General features: G+C 48.9%; 11 protein-coding genes. 5 read left to right on the top strand and 6 right to left on the bottom strand.

Going from position 1 to position 12,950, the window contains the following annotated elements; all coding sequences use genetic code 11:
* Nucleotides 1–100 precede the first annotated feature (100 nt).
* Genes RN22_RS23060 through iolC form a run of 3 tightly spaced genes read right to left on the bottom strand, consistent with a single transcriptional unit; the run spans nucleotide 101 to nucleotide 4,479 of the window.
* Nucleotides 101–1,612, bottom strand: coding sequence for a CoA-acylating methylmalonate-semialdehyde dehydrogenase (locus tag RN22_RS23060; protein ID WP_046308136.1), 1,512 nt, complete (start codon nucleotides 1,610–1,612; stop codon nucleotides 101–103).
* 22 nt (nucleotides 1,613–1,634) lie between these two features.
* Nucleotides 1,635–2,525, bottom strand: a complete 891-nt coding sequence (gene iolE / locus RN22_RS23055) for a myo-inosose-2 dehydratase (RefSeq protein WP_046308134.1) — start codon at nucleotides 2,523–2,525, stop codon at nucleotides 1,635–1,637.
* Nucleotides 2,526–2,535: 10 nt separating this feature from the next.
* Entirely contained in the window at nucleotides 2,536–4,479 is a 1,944-nt protein-coding gene (iolC, locus tag RN22_RS23050; RefSeq protein WP_046308132.1) for a 5-dehydro-2-deoxygluconokinase, read from the bottom strand.
* Between the two features lie 221 nt (nucleotides 4,480–4,700).
* On the opposite strand from iolC, the gene RN22_RS23045 reads away from it, so the two are divergent.
* The 3 genes from RN22_RS23045 (at nucleotide 4,701) to RN22_RS23035 (ending at nucleotide 7,057) form a co-directional block, all read left to right on the top strand.
* Nucleotides 4,701–5,297 (top strand): TetR/AcrR family transcriptional regulator, encoded by a 597-nt coding sequence (locus RN22_RS23045; RefSeq protein ID WP_002540143.1) that lies wholly within the window; start codon nucleotides 4,701–4,703, stop codon nucleotides 5,295–5,297.
* Nucleotides 5,298–5,410: 113 nt separating this feature from the next.
* Nucleotides 5,411–6,451, top strand: coding sequence for an NADP-dependent oxidoreductase (locus tag RN22_RS23040; RefSeq protein ID WP_046308130.1), 1,041 nt, complete (start codon nucleotides 5,411–5,413; stop codon nucleotides 6,449–6,451).
* A gap of 135 nt (nucleotides 6,452–6,586) precedes the next feature.
* Nucleotides 6,587–7,057 (top strand): DM13 domain-containing protein, encoded by a 471-nt coding sequence (locus tag RN22_RS23035; protein ID WP_046308128.1) that lies wholly within the window; start codon nucleotides 6,587–6,589, stop codon nucleotides 7,055–7,057.
* Here RN22_RS23035 and RN22_RS25505 read toward each other — a convergent pair.
* Nucleotides 6,986–8,965: a cholesterol oxidase substrate-binding domain-containing protein gene (locus RN22_RS25505; protein WP_082111460.1), complete on the bottom strand. Its 1,980-nt coding sequence runs from the start codon at nucleotides 8,963–8,965 to the stop codon at nucleotides 6,986–6,988. The genes RN22_RS23035 and RN22_RS25505 overlap by 72 nt on opposite strands.
* A gap of 313 nt (nucleotides 8,966–9,278) precedes the next feature.
* On the opposite strand from RN22_RS25505, the gene RN22_RS23020 reads away from it, so the two are divergent.
* Entirely contained in the window at nucleotides 9,279–10,178 is a 900-nt protein-coding gene (locus RN22_RS23020; RefSeq protein WP_046308126.1) for a patatin family protein, read from the top strand.
* A 50-nt stretch (nucleotides 10,179–10,228) separates the two neighbouring features.
* Here RN22_RS23020 and RN22_RS23015 read toward each other — a convergent pair whose 3' ends face one another.
* Nucleotides 10,229–10,675, bottom strand: a complete 447-nt coding sequence (locus RN22_RS23015; protein WP_046308124.1) for a hypothetical protein — start codon at nucleotides 10,673–10,675, stop codon at nucleotides 10,229–10,231.
* A 311-nt stretch (nucleotides 10,676–10,986) separates the two neighbouring features.
* On the bottom strand, nucleotides 10,987–11,487 hold the full coding sequence (locus RN22_RS23010; RefSeq protein ID WP_046308122.1) for a GNAT family N-acetyltransferase: 501 nt from the start codon (nucleotides 11,485–11,487) through the stop codon (nucleotides 10,987–10,989).
* 399 nt (nucleotides 11,488–11,886) lie between these two features.
* Here RN22_RS23010 and RN22_RS23005 point away from each other — a divergent pair, with 399 nt between their 5' ends.
* A complete protein-coding gene (locus tag RN22_RS23005; protein WP_046308119.1) occupies nucleotides 11,887–12,798 on the top strand; it encodes a DMT family transporter in 912 nt (303 codons plus the stop codon).
* Nucleotides 12,799–12,950: the final 152 nt, after the last annotated feature.

Genomic DNA, 12,950 nt, shown 5'->3' with positions numbered 1-12,950 from the left:
CGATAAGTAGTTATTCTACATTCAAATTTTCCAACGCAGTGATCGAGCATTTTAACAAGCTAGGATGAGCAGATATTTACTACGATTGGTATTATTCCACTCACCCCATGGTCGGCATGGTGAAGTGACTATCGTGGGTTTCCAATCGCACACTGGCTGGCCAGCGGGTGGTAACGGTTTTCATTCGGGTGTAGAAACGTACGCCGTCGTTGCCATGTACATTCAATGGCCCAAAGATTGAACGCTTCCAACCGCCGAAGCTGTGGAAAGCCATCGGCACTGGGATTGGTACATTGACACCCACCATACCTGCTAACACATCTTCACTGAACTGACGGGCAGTTTCACCGTCTCGGGTGAAGATGGCAGAGCCATTGCCATACTCATGGCGGTTAATCAGCTCTAGCGCGGTTTGGTAATCCGGCACACGGACTATAGACAACACAGGGCCAAAGATTTCATCCTGATAGATGGTCATATCTGGCGTGACATCATCGAACAGGGTTGGGCCGACAAAGTAGCCATTGTCATGCCCTTCTACCTGACAGCCACGGCCGTCGACAACCAGCTTCGCGCCCTGCTCAACGCCCGCGTCAATGTAGCCGACAATTTTGTCACGATGCTGTGCGGAAATAACTGGCCCCATGTCGTTTTCCGGGCCATCAACAATGCCAGGGCCAACACGCATTTTGTTGATACTTTCTGACAGTGAAGCCACCAGCTTATCAGCCGTTTCATCGCCCACAGCGACAACAACAGACAGCGCCATACAGCGCTCGCCTGCAGCGCCAAATCCCGCACCGACAATGGCACCACTTGCCATTTCAAGGTCAGCATCAGGCATCAAGATACAGTGATTTTTCGCACCACCGAGAGCCTGACAGCGTTTGCCATGCGCAGACGCCGTTGAGTAAATGTATTCCGCAATTGGTGTAGAGCCTACAAAGCTCACCGCCTGAACGCGCGGATCCGTCAGCAGCACATCAACCGCTTCTTTGTCGCCGTTGACCACGTTGAACACGCCGTCCGGCAATCCGGCTTCTTTCAGTAACTCGGCCAGCATCAGACCCAAAGACGGATCCTTCTCAGAAGGCTTCAGAACAAAGGTGTTACCGGTAGCAAGGGCAATCGGAAACATCCACATTGGCACCATCGCGGGGAAGTTAAACGGAGTGATACCTGCACACACGCCAAGCGGCTGCATAATAGAATGACTATCAACCCCAGAGCCCACATTCGCCGAGCTCTCCCCTTTTTGTAGATGAGGAATGCCGCAAGCAAATTCAACGACTTCCAATCCGCGGGTTAATTCGCCTACGGCGTCAGAGTAGACTTTGCCGTGTTCATTACTGATAAGGCGAGCCAGTTTGTCCTGATTCGCTTCAAGTAACTCTTTGAATTTGAACATCACACGGGCGCGGCGTAATGGTGGCGTTTTCTTCCATGCAGGAAAAGCCGCATGCGCGGCAGCCACGGCCGTCTCTGCTTCTTCTGCTTTGCTCAATACCACCTGACGGGTCTGCTCGCCAGTCGCCGGGTTGAATACTGCGCCAAATCGTTCAGTACTGCTTTCTGCGATTTGTCCGTTAATAAAGTTATGAACTGTTTCCATGTCTTGGGTCTCCATATCTCAATCACATCAATCCGGCGTTTCGCGCAAAGGACGCCAAATTGTTATATCCGAGTGTTGCATATGTCAGTGGGTGCGCAATCGAAGGATCTTGCTCTGCTTCCACCACCAACCAGCCTGAGTAATCTGCCTGTTTCAGCACATCCATCACCGCTGCATAGTCAATACAACCATCGCCCGGTACGGTGAACACGCCATTTAATACGGCATCTAAGAAGCTGAGCCTGCGGTTTTTGGCATCGTCCAGAACTGATTGGCGAATGTCTTTGCAATGCACGTGATTAATTCTGTCGGCGTGACGCTTGGCAACAGCAATCGGATCGCCACCAGCAAAATGCAGATGACCGGTATCCAGCAGCAAGCCGACTTCTGGGCCTGTTTCCGCCATCAGACGATCCACATCCGCTTCGCTTTCAATCACGGTTCCCATATGGTGGTGGTAAGCAATCTGTACCCCGTGAGATTGGGTGTACTTCGCCAGTTCCGTCAATTTTTGTCCGTACTCCTGCCAGCGATGTTCAGGAAACGCCGGACGCCTTTCGACAGGCATGTTTTGATTTCCATGAACACAACCTGTGACTTCCGCAAACACCATGACCTTCGCACCGAGTGTCTTCAGCAAATTCAGGTGCGATTGCATCGCTTCAATTTCCTGTTCAACGCTTCTGCTCAGCAGTTCACCGGAATACCAGCCAGATACCAGCCTTAGATCGTGCTTTGCCAATATCGGGCCCAACACATCAGGGTTACGCGGAAATTTGTTTCCCAACTCAAACCCTGTAAAACCGGCCTGTCTGCCTTCAGAAAGGCATACCTCTAACGGCGTTTCAGCGCCCAGAGAGGGCAAGTCATCATTCGTCCACGTCAGTGGGTTTATCCCTAATGCAACAGCCATGATCGTCTCCTTACTCTCCGCGTTGACGCCAGGTTTCAATCAACCCGAGATAATTCGCCTTCACGGCAGCAACCAACCCTTGGTTATCCAACTCACCGCGCATCCACTGACGGCTTGGCTCACCAAAGATGGTGCGGCCGACAGCAAAACCCCTCACGGTTTTCGAAACTGACGAAGCAGAAAAACCCGCTTTCAGCTCATCGGCTGGTGCATCCAATCCCAACAGCACCACGCCACGACAATGCGTATCGCGTTGTTCAATCAGTTCATCTACCGCCTGCCAGCCTTGCTTCGTCAGTGGAGGCAATTTCCACCAATCTGGTTTGATGCCCAAATTGTAAAAACGGGTCATCGCACGCAAGTAAAGAAAATCTGCTTCTTTCGCGGAACTCACCTCGATATCTTTCGGCAAAATCACTTCCACCAACAACTCGTTCCCCGTCGCACAACAGGCTTCATAGACTTCACGAAGCATGTTTTCCTGCTCCAATTGCAACCCCCGGGTATCGTCGGGGTGATAGAAAACAAGGCATTTAACGACCTGTTCTTTTGGCCAGCTCGCAAGTTGAGTACCGATGTTGCCGTGTTCAAGCCGCAATGGACGCGAGCCCGGGAGCTCGATAGGTCGCCCTACCCACCAACGTTCGCTCACATGGTCGCCAAACCCTGTCGCGGCGTTCAGCACTTCCATGCCGAAGGTGGAGTCACACAGAATCCCTGCTTTTCCTTTCAGACCAGACTCTTGTGCCACTTCCTGAGCAGCTTGCCAGATGAGTTTTTTGAGATAAGGGATATGCGCAATGTCGATTCCTGCTTCCTGCGCCATTTCGACAAACTGAGCGCGGTGGTCGAACGCCAGCACGCACAAATCGCTCCAGGCCAGTTCGCGGGTAGTCACACGGTGAAGGTGGTTCAGCATGCCATCCCTGTCTGGGCGCGGGATTTCATGCTCATGCTGAAGGTAATAATCCAATTCTTCTTTGGTGGGCATGGCAGGAGAACAGCCGTGACGGGAAACCACCAGCGCGCCACAGGCGTTCGCATAGCGGCAACATTGCTCCCAGGATTCATCATTCAGGTAGCCGCGAAGCAATCCCGACATAAAGGCATCACCCGCGCCGAGTACATTCAGCACTTCCACGCGTACGCCTTTCACCGTGATGCCGTCATCCAGAACACTTCCGATTTCGTCAGTGAATACGCTGCACCCAAGTGGGCCGCGTTTGCACACCAAGGTCGCATCCGTAAAGGTGCGGACAGATTTCAGCGCCTCGACGGAATCTTCCGAGCCACCGGCAATGTGAAACTCTTCTTCGGTGCCAACAATCAGGTCAAACAGACCCAACACTTCCTGAAGCTGGCGGGTGACTTCATCTGATTCGATGTAGCGGGTTTCACCGTCTCCCAGCGAGGTCAGGCCCCAAAGTACCGGGCGGTAGTCCACATCCAAGGCTGTGCGAACGCCATGTTTGCGTGCGTAATTCAGTGCAGTGATGACCGCTTCACGGGAGCTTGGATTGGAAAGGTGGGTGCCCGTAATAGCCAAACATTTGGCCGAAGCAATGTACGCTTCATTAATGTCTTCTGGGGTGATGGCTTTGTCTGCACAATTGTCGCGGTAGAAAATCAGCGGGAAAGTGTCTTTATCTTTGATGCCAAGCAGCACCAACGCGGTCAGCCGCTCTTTATCGATGATGATATTGCTGGTATCGACGCCGACACGTTCCAATTCTTCGGTCACAAAGCGGCCCATGTGCTCGTCACCAACACGTGCCAACATGCCGGATTTCAGCCCCTGCCTTGCCGTGCCGTGAGCAACATTGCCCGACGATCCACCCAGATATTTGGCAAAGGTTCGCATGTCTTCAAGGCGCGAACCGACTTGTTCGCCATACAAATCAACGGCGACTCGCCCAAGGCAAATCACGTCCAATGTTTTTTTTACCGTCGTCATTCCCGACTCCTGTCAGATTTCCCATCCTGTTCAGTGTGGCTGAACCTGAAAAGTACACTTCACCCAACCGAGTAATGAAATGTACGTTTCATTTTATACTAAGATCGAAACGGTAAGATCGCAACCAATGAAACAAACATTTCATGTGCTATCTCACTGGTTGGATCATCCTTAAGATTACCACTAGACGACTGGTCTAATTTCAGATAATCTGCTTCACCATGAACACAGAAACCCAATCTACCCGCCAGCATATTCTCGACGTCGGCTACCAACTTATTGTTGAAAAAGGCTTTTCGAACGTCGGTCTCGCGCAACTGCTTAATCATGCCGGGGTGCCGAAAGGCTCCTTCTATCACTATTTCAAATCCAAAGAACAATTCGGCGAAGCCTTGATCGAAGAGTACTTCTCTCAATATCAGGCCAAACTGGATGCGCATTTCAGTAACCCTGCTCTCAATGGTTTTGAGAAGCTCATGGGTTACTGGATGAAATGGATTGAAGTGAATGACGGCATGTGTGGCAGTCAGCGTTGTCTTGTGGTGAAGCTGAGTGCAGAAGTGTCTGATCTGTCTGAATCTATGCGTATTTCATTGCTGAATGGCGCAAACCGTATAGTCGCTATGCTTGCCGATTGCGTTCAAATTGGCATTGAAGACGGTTCAATTCAGGTCAGTAACGCTGAACAAGCTGCCAGTCAGCTTTATCAACTTTGGATTGGTGCAAGCTTGATGAGCAAGCTCAACCAGAATGTAGATCCGATGAAACAGGCGCTGGAAAGTACAGAACGCCTGCTCAAAGGACAACACGCTTTTTAATCAAAGGGCGCTTCCGCGCCGATAAAACCGCCAAATGCACTTGGCGGATTTTTTTAGCCAAACACTAGACGACTGGTCTAGTAGTGATACTACAACGTAAAGGGAATCAGCACATGTCAGTTTCGTTGGAAAACAACCGTATTGTTCTAGCTTCACGCCCAGTAGGCGCGCCTGTTACCGATAACTTCCGTTTGGAATCTCAGGCGGTTCCGGCACTGAAAGAAGGCGAGTTACTGCTTCGCACTATTTACCTTTCACTCGACCCTTACATGCGTGGCCGCATGAGCGATGCCAAATCTTACGCTGATCCCGTTGAGCTTGATGATGTGATGGTCGGTGCCACAGTTTGTCAGGTAGAAGACTCACTGAATCCAAACTTTGAAAAGGGTGAATGGGTGCTGGCATACACAGGCTGGCAGTCTTACGCCGTATCTGATGGCGAAGGTCTGCTGAAGCTGGGCAAATCCCCTGCTCACCCTTCATTCGCACTGGGTATCATGGGTATGCCGGGCTTTACCGCTTATATGGGTCTTTTGGATATCGGTCAGCCGAAAGAAGGAGACACCTTGGTTGTAGCGGCCGCGACTGGCCCTGTTGGCGCGACAGTAGGTCAAATCGGCAAACTGAAAGGCTGTAAAGTCGTCGGCATCGCAGGCGGCGAAGAGAAGTGTCGCCACGCGGTTGAAGTACTGGGCTTCGATGTTTGTATCGATCACAAAGCGGAAGACTTCGCAGAACAACTAGCGGCAGCTTGTGACAAAGGCATCGACGTTTACTACGAAAATGTTGGCGGTAAAGTATTCGACTCGGTACTTCCACTGCTTAATACCGGTGCACGCATTCCGCTATGTGGCTTGGTTTCTCAATACAACGCGACCGCACTACCAGAAGGCCCAGACCGTATGTCTCTACTGATGGCGACCTTGCTGATCAAGCGCATCAAGATGCAAGGCTTCATCATCTTTGATGATTACGGTCACCGCTACGACGAGTTTGCAGCCGACATGGGCAAATGGCTGATGGAAGGCAAAATGCAGTACAAAGAACAAATCGTTGAAGGTTTGGATGCTGCACCTGAAGCCTTTATGGGCCTACTGGAAGGGAAAAACTTCGGTAAGTTGGTAGTGAAAGTCGCCGAACCTATCAGCCAATAATTCCCGCTCCACAATTGAGAAGGAATTGAAAAAGCCCGCCCGGTTTTCGCCCAGCGGGCTTTTTGTCACTTCACCAGCTAAAGCAACGTGTTAGGTTACACTGTAGTTAAGCAAGATTTTCACGCAGGGGATGCAATGAAAAACTGGATCGTTTTACTTTTCACTCATGGCTTTGCCATCGCCATCGGTTTTGCGGCTGGCATTTACGCACTACCCATTCTTATCGCACCGGAGGGGCCTTCTGTTGAAGTGATCGAATCAACTGCGTCTAAAGCCAATTACTCTGGTGAATTCCGCAAAGACCTGAAAGACAGCGATACTTTCCATTGGGGTGAAGGCAAAGTGTCTATCGGCCCAGAAACGATTTCACTGATGGGAGAGCTCGCGCCAGGCCCAGACTACAAGCTCTATCTTTCACCTGAGTTTGTTGAAACAGAAGCTGACTTCAACCGTTTGAAACCACAAATGCAACGCGTGGGTGATGTAAAAACCTTTCAGAATTTCTTGGTGGAAGTCCCAAGCGATGTCGACCCGTCACAGTTCAATACCGTGATTGTTTGGTGTGAGTCGTTTGGCGAGTTCATTACCGCAGCGCGTTATAAGTAACTGACTGAATGAAGAAAAGGCGAAGCGGAATGCTTCGCCTTTTTGCGTATATGGCACCAGTTTTCTGATAAATGAAGAGGCAAACAAATAATGAGGATCGTAGCTTCTCAGTTTGCTCACCGTTTCTTCATAGCTTCGGGTTGCGGTGTTAAATGTGGTAGGCAGAACGTTGGAAATAAAGGCATCATTTTGCCAAGCGCCTTGTGCGTTGTATCCCCAACCTTTTGACCACTCTACGCGAACCTGCTCAGCGGGTAGTTGTTGATATAACCACTCCTCAACTTCCTGATAAAACGCCCCTGCTCCCGGCATATCCGCAAACGTCAGTAAATCGACCCATACCACGGTATCCAAAGCCGCATCATCGGTGGCCGTTGTTGCTGAGAAAGCCGGTGGATTTGCGCCAGGAATATTCAGACCTTCTGTGCGATCTGTTCCCGTGACGCGAATCTCCATTGGCCCTGCCATTGGGAACTGTTTTCTCGCCGCATATTCTGCCTGAATGCGTAAATACACATTGGCAAAGTCATGCAGGAAGCCCTGCACATCGTTGCGGTTAAGGTGCACCGCATACCCATTGGCTGTCACGCGCAGCGTGGTGTTGCGCACATACACCAAGGTCTTCCACGCAGGCCCCCAAATATCATAGCTTTGTGCAAACAGGCTTCTGGCCGTGGCATCCGGTTGGGTTTCTTCCACCGCCTCAATGTAAGGCAGTAACTCATCAAACTCTTCCTGAGTAATGGTTTCGCCAGAACTCAGGCTTCGTGAGGTAGCCGAGCCAACCACCTGATTCTGCAAATTCTCTCGGTTTGCTCCACCTTTCAGCGCCAAGGTGGTCGTGACAGACTGCAAGATGCCAAAAGCAGGAACCAGGAAAGGTTTAGCAACCAGAATGCCTTTAATGATGTCTGAAACAAACAGCGGAATATTGTCACTGAACGGGTAATTGTAAGGACCAGAAACGGCACGGGACCCCGCAGGTTGCTCTGCTTCATTCGACCATACTTTCAGCCACGGTTTTTGACTGTAAGGGAACCAGATCACCTCCACCCTTCCGGCGGTATCCAAAATATTCGCAATGGAGAAAGTGCTTTCTTCCTGAGTCGCAGCAAACAGTTCTGCATAGTGAATATCAGTGAAGCTCTGGCAACGCAGGTTGTAATTAGGCAGCACCAACATGGTCACTTCAAAAATCAGGGTCGCACCTAACGCCGTGAGGAACAAATCCCCATCTTCCTCGTCACGAGTAAAAGTACGAAGCGCATATTTGGAGCCGTTCCATACCAACGCTGTCACTGAAAGTACATTGTTGCTGATGCTGCCATTGAGCGTTTCATTCTCGTCAGAGCCGTTGTAACTCACTTTGGTGCCGTGACCACCAATCGAGAGCATGCCCGCCAACGAAAGATTCCCCGGCGCAGGCGTGTTTGAAAAGGCGTAGCCGGGAATGTCAGGATGACCGCCCTCTTGCGCTTCAAGAAAAGCGTAGAGGTTTTCAGCCTGCACGCCGCTTCCCGCTCTCACTACGCCATAATCCTGATGGGATTCCACCATCTCCAAGTGATTGAACGCGGACACATCCAACAACAGGATTTTGTCTTTCGGTTCCGTTTCAGAGATGATCAGTGGCGACCAGTTATGCATGGAGCCGAAGGCTTTGACTGCATAGCCGTTTTCCAGTGCCCATTCAGCAACCCTCTCGAAGTCTTCTTTCACTTTCGCACTGGCTGCCATCACGCTTTTCACTTTGATGTCCTGAGACCAGTTCTCATACGTGATGTAGTAAAACTCGCTCTGACAACCCGAAAGCAGAAACGACATTGGCAGCGAAGAGATCGCCACTGAGGTAAATAACAGCCCTTGGCTATTCTTAAGGAATTTTCTTCGTTCGTTATTAAATGACATACCTTTTCCCTTGAGTCTAAAAACATACCTTTGTTTAAAAATGACTGACCTTCCCGCCTCAATTAACCACCAAGGCACTGCAATGACTGAATTAAGGGGAAATAGGTAACAGCGCGAGATCACAACTCACCGTTTGAATCATCTCTTGCACGCAATTTCCTACCAATGTAAACAAAGGAACCAAAAATGACCTAGAGAAGTGAAAACGCAGCGATAAGCCACGGCTATCGATAAGATAGTTACTAACGATTTCAGCTAGCAGATGAAAAACCTTAACCTGACGCCAATAGCTACAGAGTAAGAGATAAGAAACATGTCAGGTAAGAAAGCACTGGTCGTTGAAGGTGGAGCCATGCGCGGTATTTTCGCGAGCGGTGTGTTAGATGCGTTTTTGGACGTCAATTTTAATCCTTTTGATTTCGCCATTGGCGTGTCTGCTGGTGCCTCTAACCTATTGGGTTATCTTGCTCAACAGCCAAACCGCAGCTATCAGGTGATCACTGGTTTAGCGACCGATGATGCTTTCTTTAACCCTGCACGTTTTGTTCGTGGCGGTAATCTGGTTGACGTTCAGTGGCTGGAACAGGAATCTCTGCGCCGCTTCCCTCTCGACACAAATACCCTTTTCAACAATATTCCTTTGCTGGCAGCGGTGACCAACGTGGATACGGGTGATGCGGATTATTACTGGGTGAAGCCAGACAATATGTCCAAAGTGATTGAAGCGACCACTGCCCTGCCGATCGCTTATCGCCCGACGCCGTGTTTCTCTGGCGGTTGCTACACCGATGGCGGCGTAGCAGATTCCATTCCGGTTGCAGAAGCCTATCGACGCGGCGCGCGAGAAATCACAGTTATCCTTTCACAGCCTGGCGACTATGAAATGTCTCCAATGAAAATGCCAAAGCTGATGGATCAACTGCTGAAGAAGTACCCTCACGTTGCAGATGCGATGCGTAAACGTGCCGAGCGCTATAATGCCTCGCTAGCGTTTATTAAGAATCCGCCAAAGGATTGCGTGGTGAATGTGATCGCGCCACCAGACACCTTCCCGGTTGGTCGCTTTACCATGAGGAAATCCAAGCTCGATGAAGGCTATGGCATGGGTATTCAGGCGGGTCAGGCGTACATGTTTAATCTGTACAAAGACGTGCTAAAGCAGCAGGTGTTAGAAGATGGGTCGACCAGAAAGGTTCGGGATTTGGTGGCTTGAAAAGATGTCAAACAACTTAAATGAATATCGTGCCTTGATAGTACTTCGAATCAAGTGTGAGAGCCTGTCTTCGCTGCAACATTCGACACATCTAGATTCCCACAAAGAACGACTGTGATCAGCACAACTACCAATGCAATAAATACTGAGTATAAGGAAATCGCAGCCAAAGGCATTTTGGCATGCTCAAAAGAACCTTTGGCAAACTCCCAGTTTTCTAACTGTTTGTAGAGATTATCCGAGACTTTATAGACACGATAACTAGCATAAGTGAATAACAACCAATTCAGCCAAATAAATACAATTGCTGCCTCTCTTAACATATTACCTTCATTGCCTATAAAGGTTCGGGCGGAATCTGATGTTAACAACCAACCAAGACCAAGCAGCCAAAAACCCATAGTCGAATAAGAACTGGTATTATAATTTGCTTGGTAACGTTCTAGTGCAGCGATTAAAATTTTCAGTCGTTCTGTATCGTTAAGCCTTTCAGTCACATTAAATCCCCTTTCCTGAAACCATCACGTAAGCCCAACCTCATTGCCTCTGCTCATTCTAACCATCCACAACAAGTCATCAGTAGCAAGAACCTCAAACCCAAGCAAATAGAATTTGCCAAGTCAGTTCCAGGCTCACAGGTCACCTCTAAGATGTGTTTTCCGCGAATACGTTTTAGAAATCTGGGCCTCGCGAACTCGTGTGACTGAAGACCACCTTCTGAAACTAATTCTCCAGAATAAGCTAGTGCTACTTTATTATATTGTGCTTTGTTTATTTCGTTTTTCTCTTTCTCAAAACCCGTTATCAACTAATGTTTATTTTTAAGCGGCAAGCTCATCTTCAGGCTATGTTCTTTTTGACCTGACGGAAGATCCACTTCACCCTTTTCTCCTGTGTACTGAAAGCCAAATTTTTCGTAAAGTTTTTGCGCGATTAGATTTGATTCATAGACTTCTAATTTCAGCTCTTTGAAGCCGAAGCGCCGACTATCTAGCAATACCGCCTCCAGTAACTTTTTAGCAATACCTTGGCCCCTGAAATCCGAATGCACTTGAGCACCAATAAACCCAACTTCATCTGAGTGCTGCCCACACATTGTCCCAGGGAAAGCCTCAACGCTTGCAACGACTTCGTTATCAATGATCACAACGAATTGAGGTATTTTTCGTTGAGTGATTTTATTCAAAACAACATCAATTTTGTGTTTGGGTGGCGGAGGGCTACGAAGGTAAATACCCTCATTGAAGACACTTTGCCAAAGCGTCCAAAATCCCTCTAAGTCATCAGAACAAATTCTTCGAATTTCCATATTACTCCGGATATACAACGACAAAATGAGCGGGACTGGGAGTTGTGTAAACTAAAAAGGATTAATCTTTTCACGAAAACCAACGGGAACGTATCACGTCCTCGTAAAGACTCAGCGGATTGGCATTTCTAGTTTGCGACCCAATTGGGAGAAATTGCTCACTCTGCATCCAAAAACAATCTAAAAATTCCCTTGCCCACCCGTCTCTATTTCTGTAGTTTAAAAATTCATCACCAAAAAAGAGTCACTTATGATTTTCCAATCTCTACCACTCTGGCTACTACTTCTTATGCCCTTCAGTCGGTAGAGTGACTCGTTTCCGGCTGTGAGTAGAACAGCCGGATGTCGTCCTCTCACAGCCTTGATTAAAACAACAAACCAACATCAAGGAAGTGAACAATGAATGACGCGTCTGTCAGTACGCAAGACTCCTCCGATTACCGAACCGGTATCATTTACGCCTTAATTGGCACGGTGCTTTTCTCTATCAAGCCTGTGCTTATCAAGCTCGCGTACACAATGGGTGGTGATGCCACTGCAATCATGAGTCTTCGCGCGGCGTCTTCCCTTCCCATTTACTTCCTCATCCTGCTCTGGCTATGCCGTAATGCCAGTGAACGCAGCAAAGTGCGAAAGTTTGGCTGGCAAGCAGCACTCGTTGGTGTTCTTGGCTACTACTTCGCAGCTTTGCTGGACATCATGGCGCTGGAGTTTATTTCAGCTCAACTGGAACGCTTGTTGATCTTTCTGTTTCCATCGTTTGTGGTGATCATCAGCTGGGTCTTTATGAAAGAAGCGCCACGAAAAGGCACGTTTCTCTCCATTGCCATTGGTTATGTCGGCGTTGCTATGATTGTGCTGCATGACTTCAGCTCATTTGGTTCACAGGTTTGGCTTGGCAGTGTGATGGCAATTGCAGCAGCCTTGGCCTTTGCTGTTTATCTGGTGTTGAGCAAGAAAGTGATTGGCCAGATGGGTTCCCAACTTTTCACCAGTATTGGTATGGGAAGTGCGGGTCTGGTGATCATGGCTCAGTATCAAGTAAAAGGGGCGCAATTCAGTGATATGTCGAATGAGCTTATTGCGCTGGGCGTCGTGCTGGGTTTTTTCTGTACGGTATTGCCTTCATACTTTGTTGCTGCAGCCATGGCACGGTTAACCCCATCTGTGCTGAGCCTGACCAGCAATATTGGCCCAGCAGTGACCGCACTTTTTGCAATCACCCTGCTTGATGAAGCATTCACCATCTGGCACGGCCTAGGGATGATTCTGGTGGTTTATGCGGTGGTGAGAATCAACAAGAAGTCATAATTACGATATTTATCAAAAGGTAACGTATCGCAAAAGAGCAAAAAATGATCGCCAAGTTTGAGAATACATCGGCTAAACTCAACCCCCTATCAAGTAGCTATACCAATCACAGTAGGTAGCTGATCAGAAATAGCGCAGGAAAAATGCTCGAG

Origin of the sequence: Grimontia sp. AD028 (assembly GCF_000973155.1) — a bacterium.
GTDB lineage: Bacteria > Pseudomonadota > Gammaproteobacteria > Enterobacterales > Vibrionaceae > Enterovibrio > Enterovibrio indicus.
This window is presented reverse-complemented; position numbering and strand designations above follow the sequence as displayed.

Bases quoted from the DNA above. Each gene is read 5' to 3' on its own strand.
- RN22_RS23060 (WP_046308136.1), bottom strand. From the start codon at position 1,612: ATGGAAACAGTTCATAACTTTATTAACGGACAAATCGCAGAAAGCAGT.
- iolE (WP_046308134.1), bottom strand. From the start codon at position 2,525: ATGGCTGTTGCATTAGGGATAAACCCACTGACGTGGACGAATGATGAC.
- iolC (WP_046308132.1), bottom strand. From the start codon at position 4,479: ATGACGACGGTAAAAAAAACATTGGACGTGATTTGCCTTGGGCGAGTC.
- RN22_RS23045 (WP_002540143.1), top strand. From the start codon at position 4,701: ATGAACACAGAAACCCAATCTACCCGCCAGCATATTCTCGACGTCGGC.
- RN22_RS23040 (WP_046308130.1), top strand. From the start codon at position 5,411: ATGTCAGTTTCGTTGGAAAACAACCGTATTGTTCTAGCTTCACGCCCA.
- RN22_RS23035 (WP_046308128.1), top strand. From the start codon at position 6,587: ATGAAAAACTGGATCGTTTTACTTTTCACTCATGGCTTTGCCATCGCC.
- RN22_RS25505 (WP_082111460.1), bottom strand. From the start codon at position 8,965: ATGTCATTTAATAACGAACGAAGAAAATTCCTTAAGAATAGCCAAGGG.
- RN22_RS23020 (WP_046308126.1), top strand. From the start codon at position 9,279: ATGTCAGGTAAGAAAGCACTGGTCGTTGAAGGTGGAGCCATGCGCGGT.
- RN22_RS23010 (WP_046308122.1), bottom strand. From the start codon at position 11,487: ATGGAAATTCGAAGAATTTGTTCTGATGACTTAGAGGGATTTTGGACG.
- RN22_RS23005 (WP_046308119.1), top strand. From the start codon at position 11,887: ATGAATGACGCGTCTGTCAGTACGCAAGACTCCTCCGATTACCGAACC.